This is a genomic window from Aurantimonas sp. (assembly GCF_964217435.1).
Classification (GTDB): Bacteria; Pseudomonadota; Alphaproteobacteria; order Rhizobiales; family Rhizobiaceae; genus Aurantimonas; species Aurantimonas coralicida.
This window is the reverse complement of the sequence record NZ_CAXPJM010000002.1, coordinates 1-12335: the sequence shown is the minus strand read 5'-3', so window position 1 is coordinate 12335 and position 12335 is coordinate 1. Positions and strand designations below refer to the sequence as shown.

Below are 12335 nucleotides of genomic sequence, written 5' to 3'. Positions count from 1 at the left end.
CTTAAGGATCAACTGGCGTCGGAGTCCCGGCCCGGCAAGGCGTCGAGCGTCCGGCCGTCGGCCGCCACGCGGCGGTAGAAACAGGTGTCGCGGCCCGTGTGGCAGGTGTCCTCGGGCCTGGCGACGGCGACCTTGAGCCACACCGCGTCCTGGTCGCAGTCGATGCGGATCTCGGCAACGCTCTGCAGGGCGCCAGAGGTTTCGCCCTTCTTCCACAGCGCCTGGCGCGAGCGCGACCAATAATGGGCAATGCCCGTGGCCAGCGTCCGGTCCAGCGCCTCGGCGTTCATGTGCGCGACCATCAGAAGATCGCCGGACGCCACGTCCGTGACGACGGCGGTCACGAGCCCGGCGGCGTCGAAACGAGGGCGCAGGACCGCGCCCTCTTCCTGTTCGTGGTGATCGGAAGAGGGAGCGGCGAAGAGCGGGGCAGGCGACAGGTCGGCGGTCACGAGCGGCTGCTGGCCTGCGCGAGGAAGCGGGACTTGAACTCGCCGTCCTCGGCGAAGACGCCCTGGAAGGCAGAGGTAATGGTCATCGAGCCCTTGGAGCGGATGCCGCGCATGGACATGCACATGTGTTCGGCCTCGATCATCACGGCGATGCCCTTGGGAACCAGCATGCCGGCGATGGCCGAGGCGATCTGCGCGGTCATCGATTCCTGCGTCTGGAGACGGCGACCATAGATGTCGACAACGCGGGCGATCTTCGACAGGCCCAGAACGCGACCGTCCGGCACATAGGCGACATGCGCCTTGCCGATGATCGGCACCATGTGGTGCTCGCAATGGGAGTGGAAATCGATATCGCGGACGAGGACCATGTCGTCATAGCCCGAGACGTCCTGGAAGGTGCGGCCGAGAACGTCGCCGGCTTCGAGCTGGTAGCCGCCGAAGAGTTCCTCATACGCCTTCACCACGCGGGCAGGGGTCTCCAGCAGGCCCTCGCGCGACGGGTCCTCGCCGATCCAGCGCAGCAGCGTCTTGACGGCAGCCTCGGCCTCGGCCCGGCTCGGCCGGTCGTCCGCGCGCTCGTCGGCTGCTTCGGGGAATTTCTTGACGACGGATTCCATGTCGTTGCGCTCCGGTGCCGTGGGAATGCGCGCTGCGATCCACTGCGAATGATGGTCGGGATTCTTGGCCGGATGGCCGGCCCGGCCCGCAATCGAAATCTTCGTCACGCTCATCTCTATCTTCGGTGGCCGCCAGGGGCCGCTTCATGTCGAAGCCGACCTGACGGCGACTTTCGAACCGGTGCCACGCGTCCTATATAATTTCCGACCGAACGAAATGACAGGGCCATCGGCATTTGCGCGATGGATTGGTGTGCATGTGATCGACGACGTCTACAACGCGCGGATACTGGAACTGGCCGGAAACATCCCCCGGATCGGGCGGCTGGAGGCTCCCGATGCCAGCGCCACGGCGCATTCCAAGCTGTGCGGCTCGACCGTGACGATCGACCTGAAACTTGCAGACGGCGTCGTGGCGGACTTCGCCCATGAGGTGAAGGCCTGCGCCCTTGGCCAGGCCTCGTCCTCGGTGATGGCGAGCCACGTCGTCGGGGCGACGCCGGAAGAACTGCGTGCCACCCGCGAGACCATGCGGCGGATGCTCAAGGAGAACGGCACGCCGCCGGAAGGCCGTTTCGCCGATCTGAAATATCTGGAGCCGGTGCGCGAGTACAAGGCGCGCCACGCCTCGACCATGCTGACCTTCGATGCCGTGGTCGATGCGCTGGACAAGATCGCCGCACGGGACAAGAGCGCCGCGGCGTGACCCTGAGTGGCCGGGTCGTGCCGTCAGCCAGGGCGTGGCGCTAGGCCCATGTGCTGCGACCACCGCACCGACGATGCCCATCCCCGCCATGCCGCCGACGCCGGCATTGCAGCCGGGCGCAACTATTCCGGCACGTGGCGGGCAACGCCCGGCCGGTATCTTGGCCTCGGTCTCGTGCGCCTATACCAGCTGACCCTGTCTCCGCTGATCGGCAGCCATTGCCGGCATCTGCCGACCTGCTCGGAATATGCCTATGAGGCCGTGGCGCGCCACGGCCTGTGGAGCGGCGGCTGGCTGTCCGTCTTTCGCGTCGGCCGCTGTGGCCCGTTCGGCACCAGCGGTATCGACAATGTTCCCGAAGCCCTGCCGCCACAGCACCGCTGGTGGGCGCCGTGGCGATTGCTGCGGCTGGGCCGCCCGGCGGAGCGCACTCCGGACTAGCGGCCGCCTCCGGTTGGCTGGCGCTTAGAAGGCGCGCGGGATCCGCAGCACCTGGCCGGGAAAGATCAGGCTCGGATTTGCGACGATGTGCTGGTTCGCCTGATGGATGATCGGGAACTTGGTGGCGTCGTCGAAATAGCGCAGCGCCAGCTTCGACAGCGTGTCGCCGGCGGCCACCTGGTGCAGCCAGTAGCCGGAAAAGCCCGGCAGGATCAGCGGGCCGTAGAGAACCGGCACCGTCACGGTCGGGGGAGGCACCCCGTCGCCGCCGCCGCTGTCGTCGGACACGGTCACGAACAGCCGGTTGAGCGTGAAGGCGGTCCCGTCGGGAATGTCGACCGCCGCCTGGAACTGGCGGATCGATGTCGAGCCCGCCGTGGCGGAGGCGGACACCTCGTCATGGCCTTCGCCGATGAGGATCGACAGATGCCCCTCGAAGCCGACCGCGTTACCGGCGATCAGGATCCGGCTTCCGACAAGATCGAAAGGCTTCGGCTGCAGGATTTCGATGTTCATCGAACTGGCTCCCTTGCATCGGAACGCCGCATCCAAATATATCCCGCCCGAACCCCTTGAGCAATCGTACCCGACTGCCACCGTTCGGCCGGCCGTTGCCGGTCACAGCAACCACCCGCGATCGTAGGCGGGACTGGAACGAAAGAGATACATGATGGCGAACGCCGTTTCCCTGACCTTCCCCGATGGATCCGTGCGCGAATACGAGGCCGACACGAGCGGCCGTGACATCGCGGGCGGCATCTCCAAATCGCTTCTCAAGAAATCCGTCGCCTATGCGCTCGACGGCGAGGTCCGCGACCTGGCCGACCCGGTCGGCCGTGCCGGGGCGATCGAGATCATCACCCGCGACGACCCGCGTGCGCTGGAACTGATCCGCCACGATGCGGCGCACGTCATGGCCGAGGCGGTGCAGGAATTGTGGCCGGGCACCCAGGTCACGATCGGCCCGGTGATCGAAAACGGCTTCTTCTACGATTTCGCCCGCGACACGCCGTTCACGCCAGACGACCTGCCGGTCATCGAGAAGAAGATGACGGAGATCATCCGTCGCAACGCGCCCTTCACCAAGGAGGTCTGGTCGCGCGACAAGGCGAAGGCGGTCTTCGCCGAGAAGGGCGAGGCCTACAAGGTCGAGCTCGTCGACGCGATTCCCGAAGGCCAGGACCTTAAGATCTACAGCCAGGGCGACTGGTTCGACCTCTGCCGCGGACCGCACATGGCGGCGACCGGACAGATCGGCGACGCCTTCAAGCTGATGAAGGTGGCCGGCGCCTACTGGCGCGGCGATTCCAACAATCCGATGCTGACGCGCATCTACGGCACCGCCTGGGCCACCAAGGAGCAGCTCGCGGCCTATCTCCACATGCTGGAAGAGGCCGAGAAGCGCGACCACCGGCGGCTCGGCCGCGAGATGGACCTGTTCCATTTCCAGGAGGACGCACCGGGCACGGTGTTCTGGCATCCCAAGGGCTGGCGTCTCTACCAGACGCTCGTCTCCTATGTGCGCCGGCGCCAGGAAGCCGAGGGCTATCAGGAAGTGAACGCGCCGCAGCTCCTCGAGCGTTCGCTCTGGGAGACCTCCGGGCACTGGGAAAAATATCATGAGGACATGTTCGTCACCGAGACCGAGGACGAGCGGGTCTTCGCGCTGAAGCCGATGAACTGCCCGGGGCACGTGCAGATCTTCAAGCACGGGCTGAAGAGCTATCGCGACCTGCCGCTGAAGATCGCCGAGTTCGGCGCCGTGCATCGCTACGAGCCGTCCGGCGCGCTGCACGGGCTGATGCGCGTGCGCGCCTTCACGCAGGATGACGCCCACGTCTTCTGCACCGAGGAGCAGATCACCGCCGAGAGCCTGAAGATCAACGATCTGATCCTGTCGATCTATCGCGATTTCGGCTTCGAGGACGTGCTGGTGAAGCTGTCCACGCGGCCCGAGAAGCGCGTCGGGTCCGACGAATTGTGGGACAAGGCGGAAGCCTCGATGCGCGACGTTCTCGCCATCATCGAGGAGCAGGGCGCAGGCCGCATCACCACGGCGGTCGCCGAGGGCGACGGGGCGTTCTACGGCCCGAAATACGAGTACACCCTGCGCGACGCGATCGGCCGGCAATGGCAGGTCGGCACCAACCAGGTGGACTTCAACCTGCCGGGCCGCTTCGGCGCCTTCTACATCGATCGCGATTCGGAGAAGAAGACGCCGGTGATGCTGCATCGCGCGATGCTGGGCTCGGTCGAGCGCTTCATCGGCATCCTGATCGAGAACTGCGCCGGCCATCTGCCGCTGTGGCTGTCGCCGCTGCAGGTCGTCGTGGCCACGATCACCTCGGAGGCCGACGACTATGCGTTGCAGGTCGCAGAGGAGCTGCGCCAGGCCGGCCTGCAGGTCGAGACCGATCTTCGCAACGAGAAGATCAACTACAAGGTCCGCGAGCACTCCATGGCCAAGGTCCCGGTGATCATGGTCTGCGGCAAGCGCGAGGCTGAGGAGCGGACCGTCAACATCCGCCGTCTGGGCGCGCGCGAACAGACGCCGATGGCGCTGGACGATGCGGTCGCGGCGCTCGCCGACGAGGCAGTGCCGCCGGACCTGAAGCGCCGGCAGGAGGCGCGCCGCAAGGTCGCCTGAGACGAACATCTGACGGGCTCCGGAGCCGATCCGGGGCCCGTTTTCGTCATCGGCCTGTCATCGGTCGTCGGCTAGGGACGGGAAAACCGTTCATGGCCGGCCGATGCGAACCACGACCCATCTGACCTACGCCCGTCCCTCGGACACGCTCGTCCGGCGCCTCGCCATCCGCTCCATGGAAGAGCTCTCCGGCCGCCGCCGGCTCGCCCGGCTCTATTCGGTCTGGCAGCGCCACCTCGCATCCGGCGATGTGCCAGCCTTCGGCATGATGCTCGATCTGATGCGGATCAGCTTGCGGATCGAGGGCCGCCTGCCGGACCCGGCAACATTGCCCGAGCGTCTGGTGATGGTCGCCAACCATCCCTTCGGGATCGGCGACGGCGTTGCACTTCTGGCCCTGGCCGAACAGCTCGGCCGGCCGTTCCGCATCCTGATCAATGCCGACCTGATGAAGATCCCCGAAATGGCCGCCTATGGGCTGCCGGTGTCCTTCGAGGAGACGCGCGCGGCGATGGCCGCCAACATGGCGACCCGGGTGGAGGCGATGCGGCTCCTGGCCGAGGGCACGACCATCGTCGTCTTCCCGGCCGGCGGCGTGGCCACGGCGCCGAAGATCTTCGGCGAGGCTGCGGATCTGCCCTGGAAGCAGTTCACGGCGCGGCTGATCCGGTCGGGCGGCGCCGCCGTCCTACCGATCCATGTCCACGGCCAGAACGGGCCGCTGTTCCATCTCGTCAGTCGCTGGTCGATGACGCTGCGCGTCGGGCTGCTGATCGGCGAGTTCCGGCGCAGATACGGCCGGTCCATCGACCTCTGCATCGGGCCGTTGATCACATCCGGGGAATTGTCCGCCATCGGCGACCGCCGGCTCTTGACCGAGCGCCTGCGCCAGGCCGTGTTCAGTCTCGCGCGGCCGACCGCCCAATCACAGTCGGAGTTCGAACCGATCGCCGCCTGATTCGGATCTTAGACCGAAGGGGATGATCGAGGGGGCTAGTCGCCCGATCCGGCAAGCGGGTCCGGCGTCTCCGCGAGATCCGACGTCAGTACTTCCACGTCGGTGTTCTGGCCGGGTTCCACCGCGAAGGCCCGCTGGTAGACCTTGTCGTTGTTGCGGGCGACGATGACGTAGTCGCCCGACGCCAGCACCATCGACGGAAACGCGCCGACGCTTTCGCGCACCGGGTCGCCCGAGGCCGTGGTCACCGACCACGCCGTGTCGGCGATTGCCTCGCCGCCGGGCTCGCGCACCAGCTTCATCGTCAGAAGGGCGGCGCGGTGCTGCAGGGTCGCGTCGGTGACCTTGCCCGGCTCGACCCGGATGTCGGCCCGCACCGAGGCGTTCACCGAGCCGTAGCTGGACACGATGTGATAGGTGCCGGCGTTCAGCCGCAGCACCTTGTTGGGCGGCACGTCGCTGGCGATCAGGTCGCGGTCGCTCTCGTTCTCCGCGTCGCTGTAGACGTCGAAGGAGAGGCGGGCCGGCTCGATCGTCTGGCCGTCGCCGACCATGGCGTCCAGCCGCAGGCCGCCGGCATTCAGCGTGATCGTCTCCTGCGTCTTCACGCCGGTGAAGTCGATCCGCTTCACCACCCCGGCGCGGCCGAAGCCGACATGCAGGATGTAGGAGCCCGCCGGGACCTCGAAATTGGCTTCGCTGCTTTCGGACGAGGCGATCAGCGTCGCGCGTCCGTCGATGGCCGGAATGGCCGAGAACAGCCGCCAGACAAGCCCGTTGGGGATCGGCTCGCCATCCTCGGTCAGCCGCGCCTTCAGGGTCAGCGTCGCGCGCGAACGGATGATGTCCTGGCTGGGCATGTTCTGCGGCGCGTAGGCGGGCAGACCCGGAAGCTCGATCTTCGGCGCCTTCGGAATGCCGGGCGCGACGGGCAGGGCGATTGGGTCGAACCGCTGCAGGCCGCGGGTCGGCGCTGCGCCCACATCCGCGGCATTGGGCAGCAACTCGCTGGCCGAAGGGGAAACATAGGCGCCCGGCTTGCGCGGCTCGCCGCCGAACAGGCCGCCGCCGCGATCGAGCAGCGACGGAATCGGGATATCCTGCGCCAGCCCCGGACTCGTCGCGACCACTATCGAACTGATGATCGCCACAAGACGGGCATCGACCGCCACGAACCAGACCCCTGCTTTCACAAACCCCGTCTCTCATGACCCCAGATGATGGACGAATTCAAGGCGAATGCTCATGCCACGGCGAATTCGCCGCGCCGATCCGCCGTTTCGCGCGGCGCGGCCGGTTTGATCTGGCGGCCGCCAGGGGCTAGCTGGAACGCGCCATCACGTAAGGACGCTGCCTTGACCGACACGACGACATTCCTCGCCACCCGGCGCTCGATCCCGATTCCGCTGCTCGCGGCACCGGCGCCCGAAGGGCCCGAGCTCGACCGGATCCTGCAGATCGCATCGCGCGTTCCCGATCACGGCAAGCTGGCGCCGTGGCGTTTCATCCTCTACCGCGGCGACGCGGCGATCGACCTGGGCAAGGCGCTCGCCGAACTGGCCGAGGCACGCGAGGGCGCACCGCTGAGCGAGGCGCGCCAGCGCGCCGAATCGACCCGGCTCAGCCGCAGCCCGCTCGTCATCGGAATCGTGTCGACGGCCCGCGAGCATGTGAAGATCCCGGTGTGGGAGCAGGTGCTGTCCGCCGGCGCGGCGGCGATGAACCTCGTCACCGCGGTGCATGCGCGCGGCTACGGCGCCAACTGGGTGACGGAATGGATCGCCTATGACGAAGATGCCAAGGCGCTTCTCGGCATCGCGGCGGACGAGAAGGTCGTCGGCTTCGTGCATGTCGGCACCCCGCAGGAGGCGCCGACGGAACGTCCGCGGCCCGACCTCGCCGACATCGTCACCGACGCACGGGCGAGGGAGGCGGGCTGATGCTGTTCTACGAACCCGAGCGCGGCGATCACGGACTGCCGCATGATCCCTTCAAGGCGATCGTCGCCCCGCGGCCCATCGGCTGGATTTCGACGCGCGCGAAGAACGGCGCGGTCAATCTCGCGCCCTACAGCTTCTTCAACGCGGTCAGCGACCATCCCAAGCTGGTGATGTTCGCCTCGGCCGGCTTCAAGGATTCGGCCAACCTTGCCATCGAGAGCGGCGAGTTCGTCGCCAACATGGCGACCGGCGATCTGGCCGAGGCGGTGAACCGCACCTCGGCGCCGGCACCGCGCGGTCGCAGCGAGTTCGAGCTGGCCGGCCTGACCGAGGCACCCTGCCGCCTCGTGGCCGCGCCGCGCGTCGCCGAGAGCCCGGCGGCCCTCGAATGCAAGGTGACCCAGTCGTTCCAGCCGGTCGATGTCGACGGCAAGCCGTCGGACTGGGTGATGGTCATCGGGCAGGTCGTCGGCATCCACATCGCCGAATCGGTGCTGCGGAACGGCATGCTGGACATGGGCCTCGCCCGTCCGCTGTCGCGGCTCGGCTATCTCGACTACGCCGTCGCGGACGAGGTGTTCCAGATGCGCCGGCCGACGCTCGAGGATGCCAGCGACAGCTGACCGCGCCGCTGAAACGCGCCCCTGCGACAGACCGGTCGCCGGGGCGGCGACCTGCCGACATGGTTGATGCTTCGTCGATCGTTATGGTGAACGAAGCCTAAACCTTTGCCTGACACACTCCTCTCCAACAGTTGGGTGCGCAGCAGAGGTCGCCAGTTCCATGATCGTTCAGCGGTTCGTCAAATGGTGTGAGACGGCGACCAGCACGCAGCGGGCCGAAGGCGCCGCAATCCTGTCGCGGGCGTTGCTCGACGGGCGCATCACCGCCGAGGAGCGCCCGGGCGCCGACGCGGCCCTGATGCTCATGCTCGACGATCCCTCGCCGAAGGTGCGTCAGGCCATGGCGCTGGAACTGGCCGACGGGCGAGGGGCGCCGCGCGCCGTCCTGCGCGCGCTCTGCGAGGACAATGACAGCATCGCCTGCATCGTCGCCGGCCGCTCGCCGGCCTTGTCCGACGACGACCTGATCGACCTTGTCGCCACCGGCTCCGAGGCCCTGCGGGGCGCCATCGCCGCGCGCCGCCTTGTCTCGGCCCGGGTCGCGGCGGCCTTGGCGGAACTGGCCGCAGCCGACACCTGCATCACGCTGCTCGGCAATCCGGGTGCCGGGATCGCCAGCATCAGCTACCGCCGGATCTCCGAGCGGCATGGCGAGGTCGCAGCGCTGCGCGGCGCGCTGATGGCGCGGGACGACCTGCCGTCCACCGTGCGCCAGACCCTGATCCTGCGGACCGGACAGGCGCTGGCGGAACTGCCGATGCTGCGCAATCTCGTCGGCGGCGACCGCGCCGACCGGCTGGCCTTCGAGGCCTGCGAACGGGCGACGGCGCTCCTGGCCGACACTATCGGCGAGGCCGAAGTGCCGGCGCTGGTCGAGCATCTGCGCGCCAGCGGCCAGCTCAACGTCGCCTTCCTGCTGCGCACGGTCTGCACCGGCAATATCGATCTCTTTGCCGCCGCCCTCGTGCGGCTTTCGGCCATGTCCGACCGCCGCGTCCGCACAATCCTTGCCGACGGTCGCCAGAGCGCCTTCCGAACGCTGATGACGGCGGCCGGGCTTCCCGTCGCCTCGGCCCCGCTGTTTCGCTGCGCCGTCGCGGTGTGGCGTGAACTCGCCACCGGACGCCTGTCCGTGGCGGTCGAGGACGTGCCGCAGGTCGTCATGCAGCGGGTCGCCGGGTCGTTCCCGACCACGCAGGGCGATTCGGGCTTCGACGAGATCATGCGCTTCCTGCATCGCCTTGCCGGCGAAACCAGCCGCGAGGCCGCGCGCCAGCACGCCCGCCAACTCGCTGCCTAGCCGGCAGCGAGAACCAGCGCCGATGCGTCAGTAGCGGAACTGCTCGGCCAGGATGCGCTCATCCCACGAGTGATCCGAATCGAAAAGGATCAGGCCGGTGTCGTCCATCGATTCGCAGATGGTGATGTGCCGGACCGATTTGACTTCGGTCGCGTCGGCCACGGCGTTCACCGGGCGCTTCTCCGGCTCCAGCACCGTGATCTCCACCGTCTGGTGGTTGGGGAGGAGCGCGCCGCGCCAGCGGCGGGGGCGGAAGGCGCTGACCGGGGTGAGCGCCAGGAGCGGCGCGTCGACCGGAATGATCGGCCCCTGGGCCGACAGATTGTAGGCCGTCGACCCGATCGGCGTCGCCACCATCACGCCGTCGCAGACCAGCTCTTCCAGCCGCACCTGACCATCGATGGTGATCCTCAGCTTGGCGGCCTGGTAGGACTGCCGGAACAGGGCCACCTCGTTGATCGCCAGTGCCCTGTGGGTCTCGCCCTCGGCATCGGTCGCGGTCATCGTCAGCGGATGGATCGTGTTTTCCACCGCCTCGGCCAGACGCTCGCGCAGACCGGTCTCGCGATAGTCGTTCATCAGGAAGCCGATGGTGCCCTTGTTCATCCCGTAGATCGGGGTGCCGGTGTTCATGAACCGGTGCAGCGTCTGCAGCATGAAGCCGTCGCCGCCCAGCGCGACGATGATCTCGGCGGTCTCCGGGCGGTCGTTGCCATAGAGCGCCGACAGGCGCTGGGCCGCTTCCTGCGCGGGTTCGGCCTCGCTGGCCAGGAAGCTGATGGACTGGGGCAGACGTGGCATGGACGGGATCGGCACTTCTGAAGGCATGAGGCGGCGAGGCGCGCGGGTCCCCTGAGGACGTAACCCGTCCGGGCCCGCACGCCAAGCGCGGCCATGGTCCGCACGCGGCCGAAAATCCCGCTGCAAATCGCCGATCGATATGCTATGGCGCAGCCGCGCCGGATTAGCTCAGCGGTAGAGCAGCGGTTTTGTAAACCGAAGGTCGGGGGTTCAATCCCCTCATCCGGCACCACTCATCCAGACTGTCGAGCGTCCGTTCAGCCGAGATGGCGCCGCGTTGCGTAGAGCGCGATGGCGGCGGCGTTGGAGACGTTAAGCGAGCGGATCGCGCCGGGCATTTCCAGCCGGGCGAGGGCATCGACAGTCGCCTGGGTCTTCTGGCGCAGGCCCTTGCCCTCGGCGCCGAGAACGATGGCGATGCGCTCGCCGGCGAGGCTCGCCTCGAACGATTCCGGGCCGTCCGAATCGAGACCGATGGTGCGGAAGCCCTGCTTCGACAGCGCGCTGAGCGCATCGGCGAGATTGACCACCTCGATCTGGGTGACGTGTTCGAGCGCGCCCGAGGCGGCCTTGGCGAGAACGCCGCTTTCCTGCGGGGAGTGCCGCGCCGTGGTCACCAGCGCATCGGCGCCGAAGGCCGTCGCCGAGCGCAGGATCGCGCCGACATTGTGCGGGTCGGTCACCTGATCGAGGACGATGACCAGCCGGGCCGTGCCGAGGTCGCTCAGGCGGATCGCCGGCAGCGGCTCGGTTTCCAGCATGACGCCCTGATGCACGGCCTCGCCGCCGAGTTCGGCGTCGAGGCGTTTCGGCTCCACGATCTCGACCGGACAGCGAATCGCGTCCTCGGCGATCTCCAGGCGGGCGAGGGCGTTGCGCGTCACCAAGAGGGAGTGGAGCTTCCGTCGAGGATTGTTCAGAGCCGCCGCGACCGTATGGATGCCGTAAAGGCGCACCCGTCCGGCAGGTGTCGGACGCCCCGGTTGCGGCCGCCGCCTGGGGGCGCCCGCCGGCGCCGCGCCGCCATCGGCGCGCTTGCGGTCGCGGTGGGCACGCCTGAGAGTGGCGTAATGGGTGTCCTTGGGGGTGCCCGAAGGCGTATCGTCGCTCATGCGGCCTCTCTATCCCACCCGGCGATGCGAAGAAAGCGGCGATCCCCGCGCGGGCTCCCTTGCTTCGCGGGGGACGCAGCGGGTCGGACAACCGGTTTCGTGCGGCCGCGATGGCCGCCGGGTGAGATTCGATGCGATTTCCGGTGCCATTCGGCGTTGACAGATCGCGCCAAGGCCATCATAAGGCCGCTCGGAAACGCTCGGTCCCGCGCCGAACGCTTCCAGCAGCCAGGCCAAGCGCCTGCATGCTTCGACGGCAGTCCGGAGGGGTGCCCGAGTGGTTAAAGGGGACGGACTGTAAATCCGTTGGCTATGCCTACGTTGGTTCAAATCCAACTCCCTCCACCACTGCCGGTCGAACGCTGATGCGCAGGCGCGGGTATAGCTCAATGGTAGAGCAGCAGCCTTCCAAGCTGAATCTGCGGGTTCGATTCCCGCTACCCGCTCCAGACCTCCGCCTTTCCCGATCTCATCCGCTGTGTTGATCAAACCGTGCGCGTCCGCGTGCGGCGTCTTTGTGCCCGACACGTTTGCGCGGCGCTTGTCATTGGCCGCCGCACTCGTTATGTCGCGCCCGGACTCACGCATCCGCTAAGTTGGGAGCCGACGATGGCCAAGAGCAAATTCGAGCGCAACAAGCCGCATGTGAACATCGGCACGATCGGTCACGTTGACCATGGCAAGACGTCGCTGACGGCGGCGATCACGAAGTACTTCGGCGAGTACCGTGCGTAC

At 67.5% G+C, this 12335-nt stretch carries 14 protein-coding genes and 3 tRNA genes; 11 read left to right on the top strand and 6 right to left on the bottom strand.

Going from position 1 to position 12335, the window contains the following annotated elements; all coding sequences use genetic code 11:
• Nucleotides 1-8 precede the first annotated feature (8 nt).
• Nucleotides 9-440, bottom strand: coding sequence for a phosphoribosyl-AMP cyclohydrolase (hisI, locus tag ACEQX1_RS00100; RefSeq protein WP_370194241.1), 432 nt, complete (start codon nt 438-440; stop codon nt 9-11).
• An 8-nt stretch (nt 441-448) separates the two neighbouring features.
• Nucleotides 449-1072: a GTP cyclohydrolase I FolE gene (folE, locus tag ACEQX1_RS00095; RefSeq protein ID WP_370194242.1), complete on the bottom strand. Its 624-nt coding sequence runs from the start codon at nt 1070-1072 to the stop codon at nt 449-451.
• 259 nt (nt 1073-1331) lie between these two features.
• On the opposite strand from folE, the gene ACEQX1_RS00090 reads away from it, so the two are divergent.
• Together ACEQX1_RS00090 and yidD are read left to right on the top strand one after the other, a co-directional pair.
• Complete coding sequence (locus tag ACEQX1_RS00090; protein WP_024351199.1) at nt 1332-1778, top strand: iron-sulfur cluster assembly scaffold protein; 447 nt, start codon at nt 1332-1334, stop codon at nt 1776-1778.
• A gap of 48 nt (nt 1779-1826) precedes the next feature.
• Entirely contained in the window at nt 1827-2219 is a 393-nt protein-coding gene (gene yidD, locus ACEQX1_RS00085) for a membrane protein insertion efficiency factor YidD (protein WP_370196379.1), read from the top strand.
• Nucleotides 2220-2243: 24 nt separating this feature from the next.
• Here yidD and ACEQX1_RS00080 read toward each other — a convergent pair whose 3' ends face one another.
• On the bottom strand, nt 2244-2735 hold the full coding sequence (locus ACEQX1_RS00080) for a Gmad2 immunoglobulin-like domain-containing protein (RefSeq protein ID WP_024351201.1): 492 nt from the start codon (nt 2733-2735) through the stop codon (nt 2244-2246).
• 154 nt (nt 2736-2889) lie between these two features.
• Here ACEQX1_RS00080 and thrS point away from each other — a divergent pair, with 154 nt between their 5' ends.
• Together thrS and ACEQX1_RS00070 are read left to right on the top strand one after the other, a co-directional pair.
• On the top strand, nt 2890-4866 hold the full coding sequence (gene thrS / locus ACEQX1_RS00075) for a threonine--tRNA ligase (RefSeq protein WP_024351202.1): 1977 nt from the start codon (nt 2890-2892) through the stop codon (nt 4864-4866).
• A gap of 103 nt (nt 4867-4969) precedes the next feature.
• Complete coding sequence (locus tag ACEQX1_RS00070; RefSeq protein ID WP_370194237.1) at nt 4970-5824, top strand: 1-acyl-sn-glycerol-3-phosphate acyltransferase; 855 nt, start codon at nt 4970-4972, stop codon at nt 5822-5824.
• A gap of 35 nt (nt 5825-5859) precedes the next feature.
• Here the strand turns inward: ACEQX1_RS00070 and ACEQX1_RS00065 are convergent, their stop codons facing one another.
• A complete protein-coding gene (locus ACEQX1_RS00065; protein WP_029703308.1) occupies nt 5860-7017 on the bottom strand; it encodes a hypothetical protein in 1158 nt (385 codons plus the stop codon).
• A gap of 162 nt (nt 7018-7179) precedes the next feature.
• Between ACEQX1_RS00065 and ACEQX1_RS00060 the strand changes: the two genes are divergently transcribed.
• From ACEQX1_RS00060 to ACEQX1_RS00050, 3 genes are all read left to right on the top strand, one after another.
• Nucleotides 7180-7764 (top strand): nitroreductase, encoded by a 585-nt coding sequence (locus tag ACEQX1_RS00060; protein ID WP_370194238.1) that lies wholly within the window; start codon nt 7180-7182, stop codon nt 7762-7764.
• 2 nt (nt 7765-7766) lie between these two features.
• Nucleotides 7767-8387: a flavin reductase family protein gene (locus tag ACEQX1_RS00055; RefSeq protein ID WP_370194243.1), complete on the top strand. Its 621-nt coding sequence runs from the start codon at nt 7767-7769 to the stop codon at nt 8385-8387.
• A gap of 160 nt (nt 8388-8547) precedes the next feature.
• Nucleotides 8548-9687, top strand: a complete 1140-nt coding sequence (locus ACEQX1_RS00050; RefSeq protein ID WP_370196377.1) for a DUF2336 domain-containing protein — start codon at nt 8548-8550, stop codon at nt 9685-9687.
• A 27-nt stretch (nt 9688-9714) separates the two neighbouring features.
• On the opposite strand, the gene ACEQX1_RS00045 is transcribed toward ACEQX1_RS00050, so the two are convergent.
• Entirely contained in the window at nt 9715-10488 is a 774-nt protein-coding gene (locus ACEQX1_RS00045) for an NAD kinase (protein WP_024351208.1), read from the bottom strand.
• 157 nt (nt 10489-10645) lie between these two features.
• Here ACEQX1_RS00045 and ACEQX1_RS00040 point away from each other — a divergent pair.
• Nucleotides 10646-10720: transfer RNA gene (locus tag ACEQX1_RS00040), tRNA-Thr, on the top strand.
• 25 nt (nt 10721-10745) lie between these two features.
• Here the strand turns inward: ACEQX1_RS00040 and rlmB are convergent.
• Entirely contained in the window at nt 10746-11600 is an 855-nt protein-coding gene (rlmB, locus tag ACEQX1_RS00035) for a 23S rRNA (guanosine(2251)-2'-O)-methyltransferase RlmB (RefSeq protein WP_370194240.1), read from the bottom strand.
• A 263-nt stretch (nt 11601-11863) separates the two neighbouring features.
• On the opposite strand from rlmB, the gene ACEQX1_RS00030 reads away from it, so the two are divergent.
• The 3 genes from ACEQX1_RS00030 to ACEQX1_RS00020 all read left to right on the top strand — a co-directional run.
• Nucleotides 11864-11948, top strand: a tRNA-Tyr gene (locus ACEQX1_RS00030).
• 27 nt (nt 11949-11975) lie between these two features.
• Nucleotides 11976-12049, top strand: a tRNA-Gly gene (locus ACEQX1_RS00025).
• Between the two features lie 160 nt (nt 12050-12209).
• On the top strand, nt 12210-12335 hold a 126-nt coding region (locus ACEQX1_RS00020; protein WP_245396639.1), incomplete at its 3' end, for a GTP-binding protein.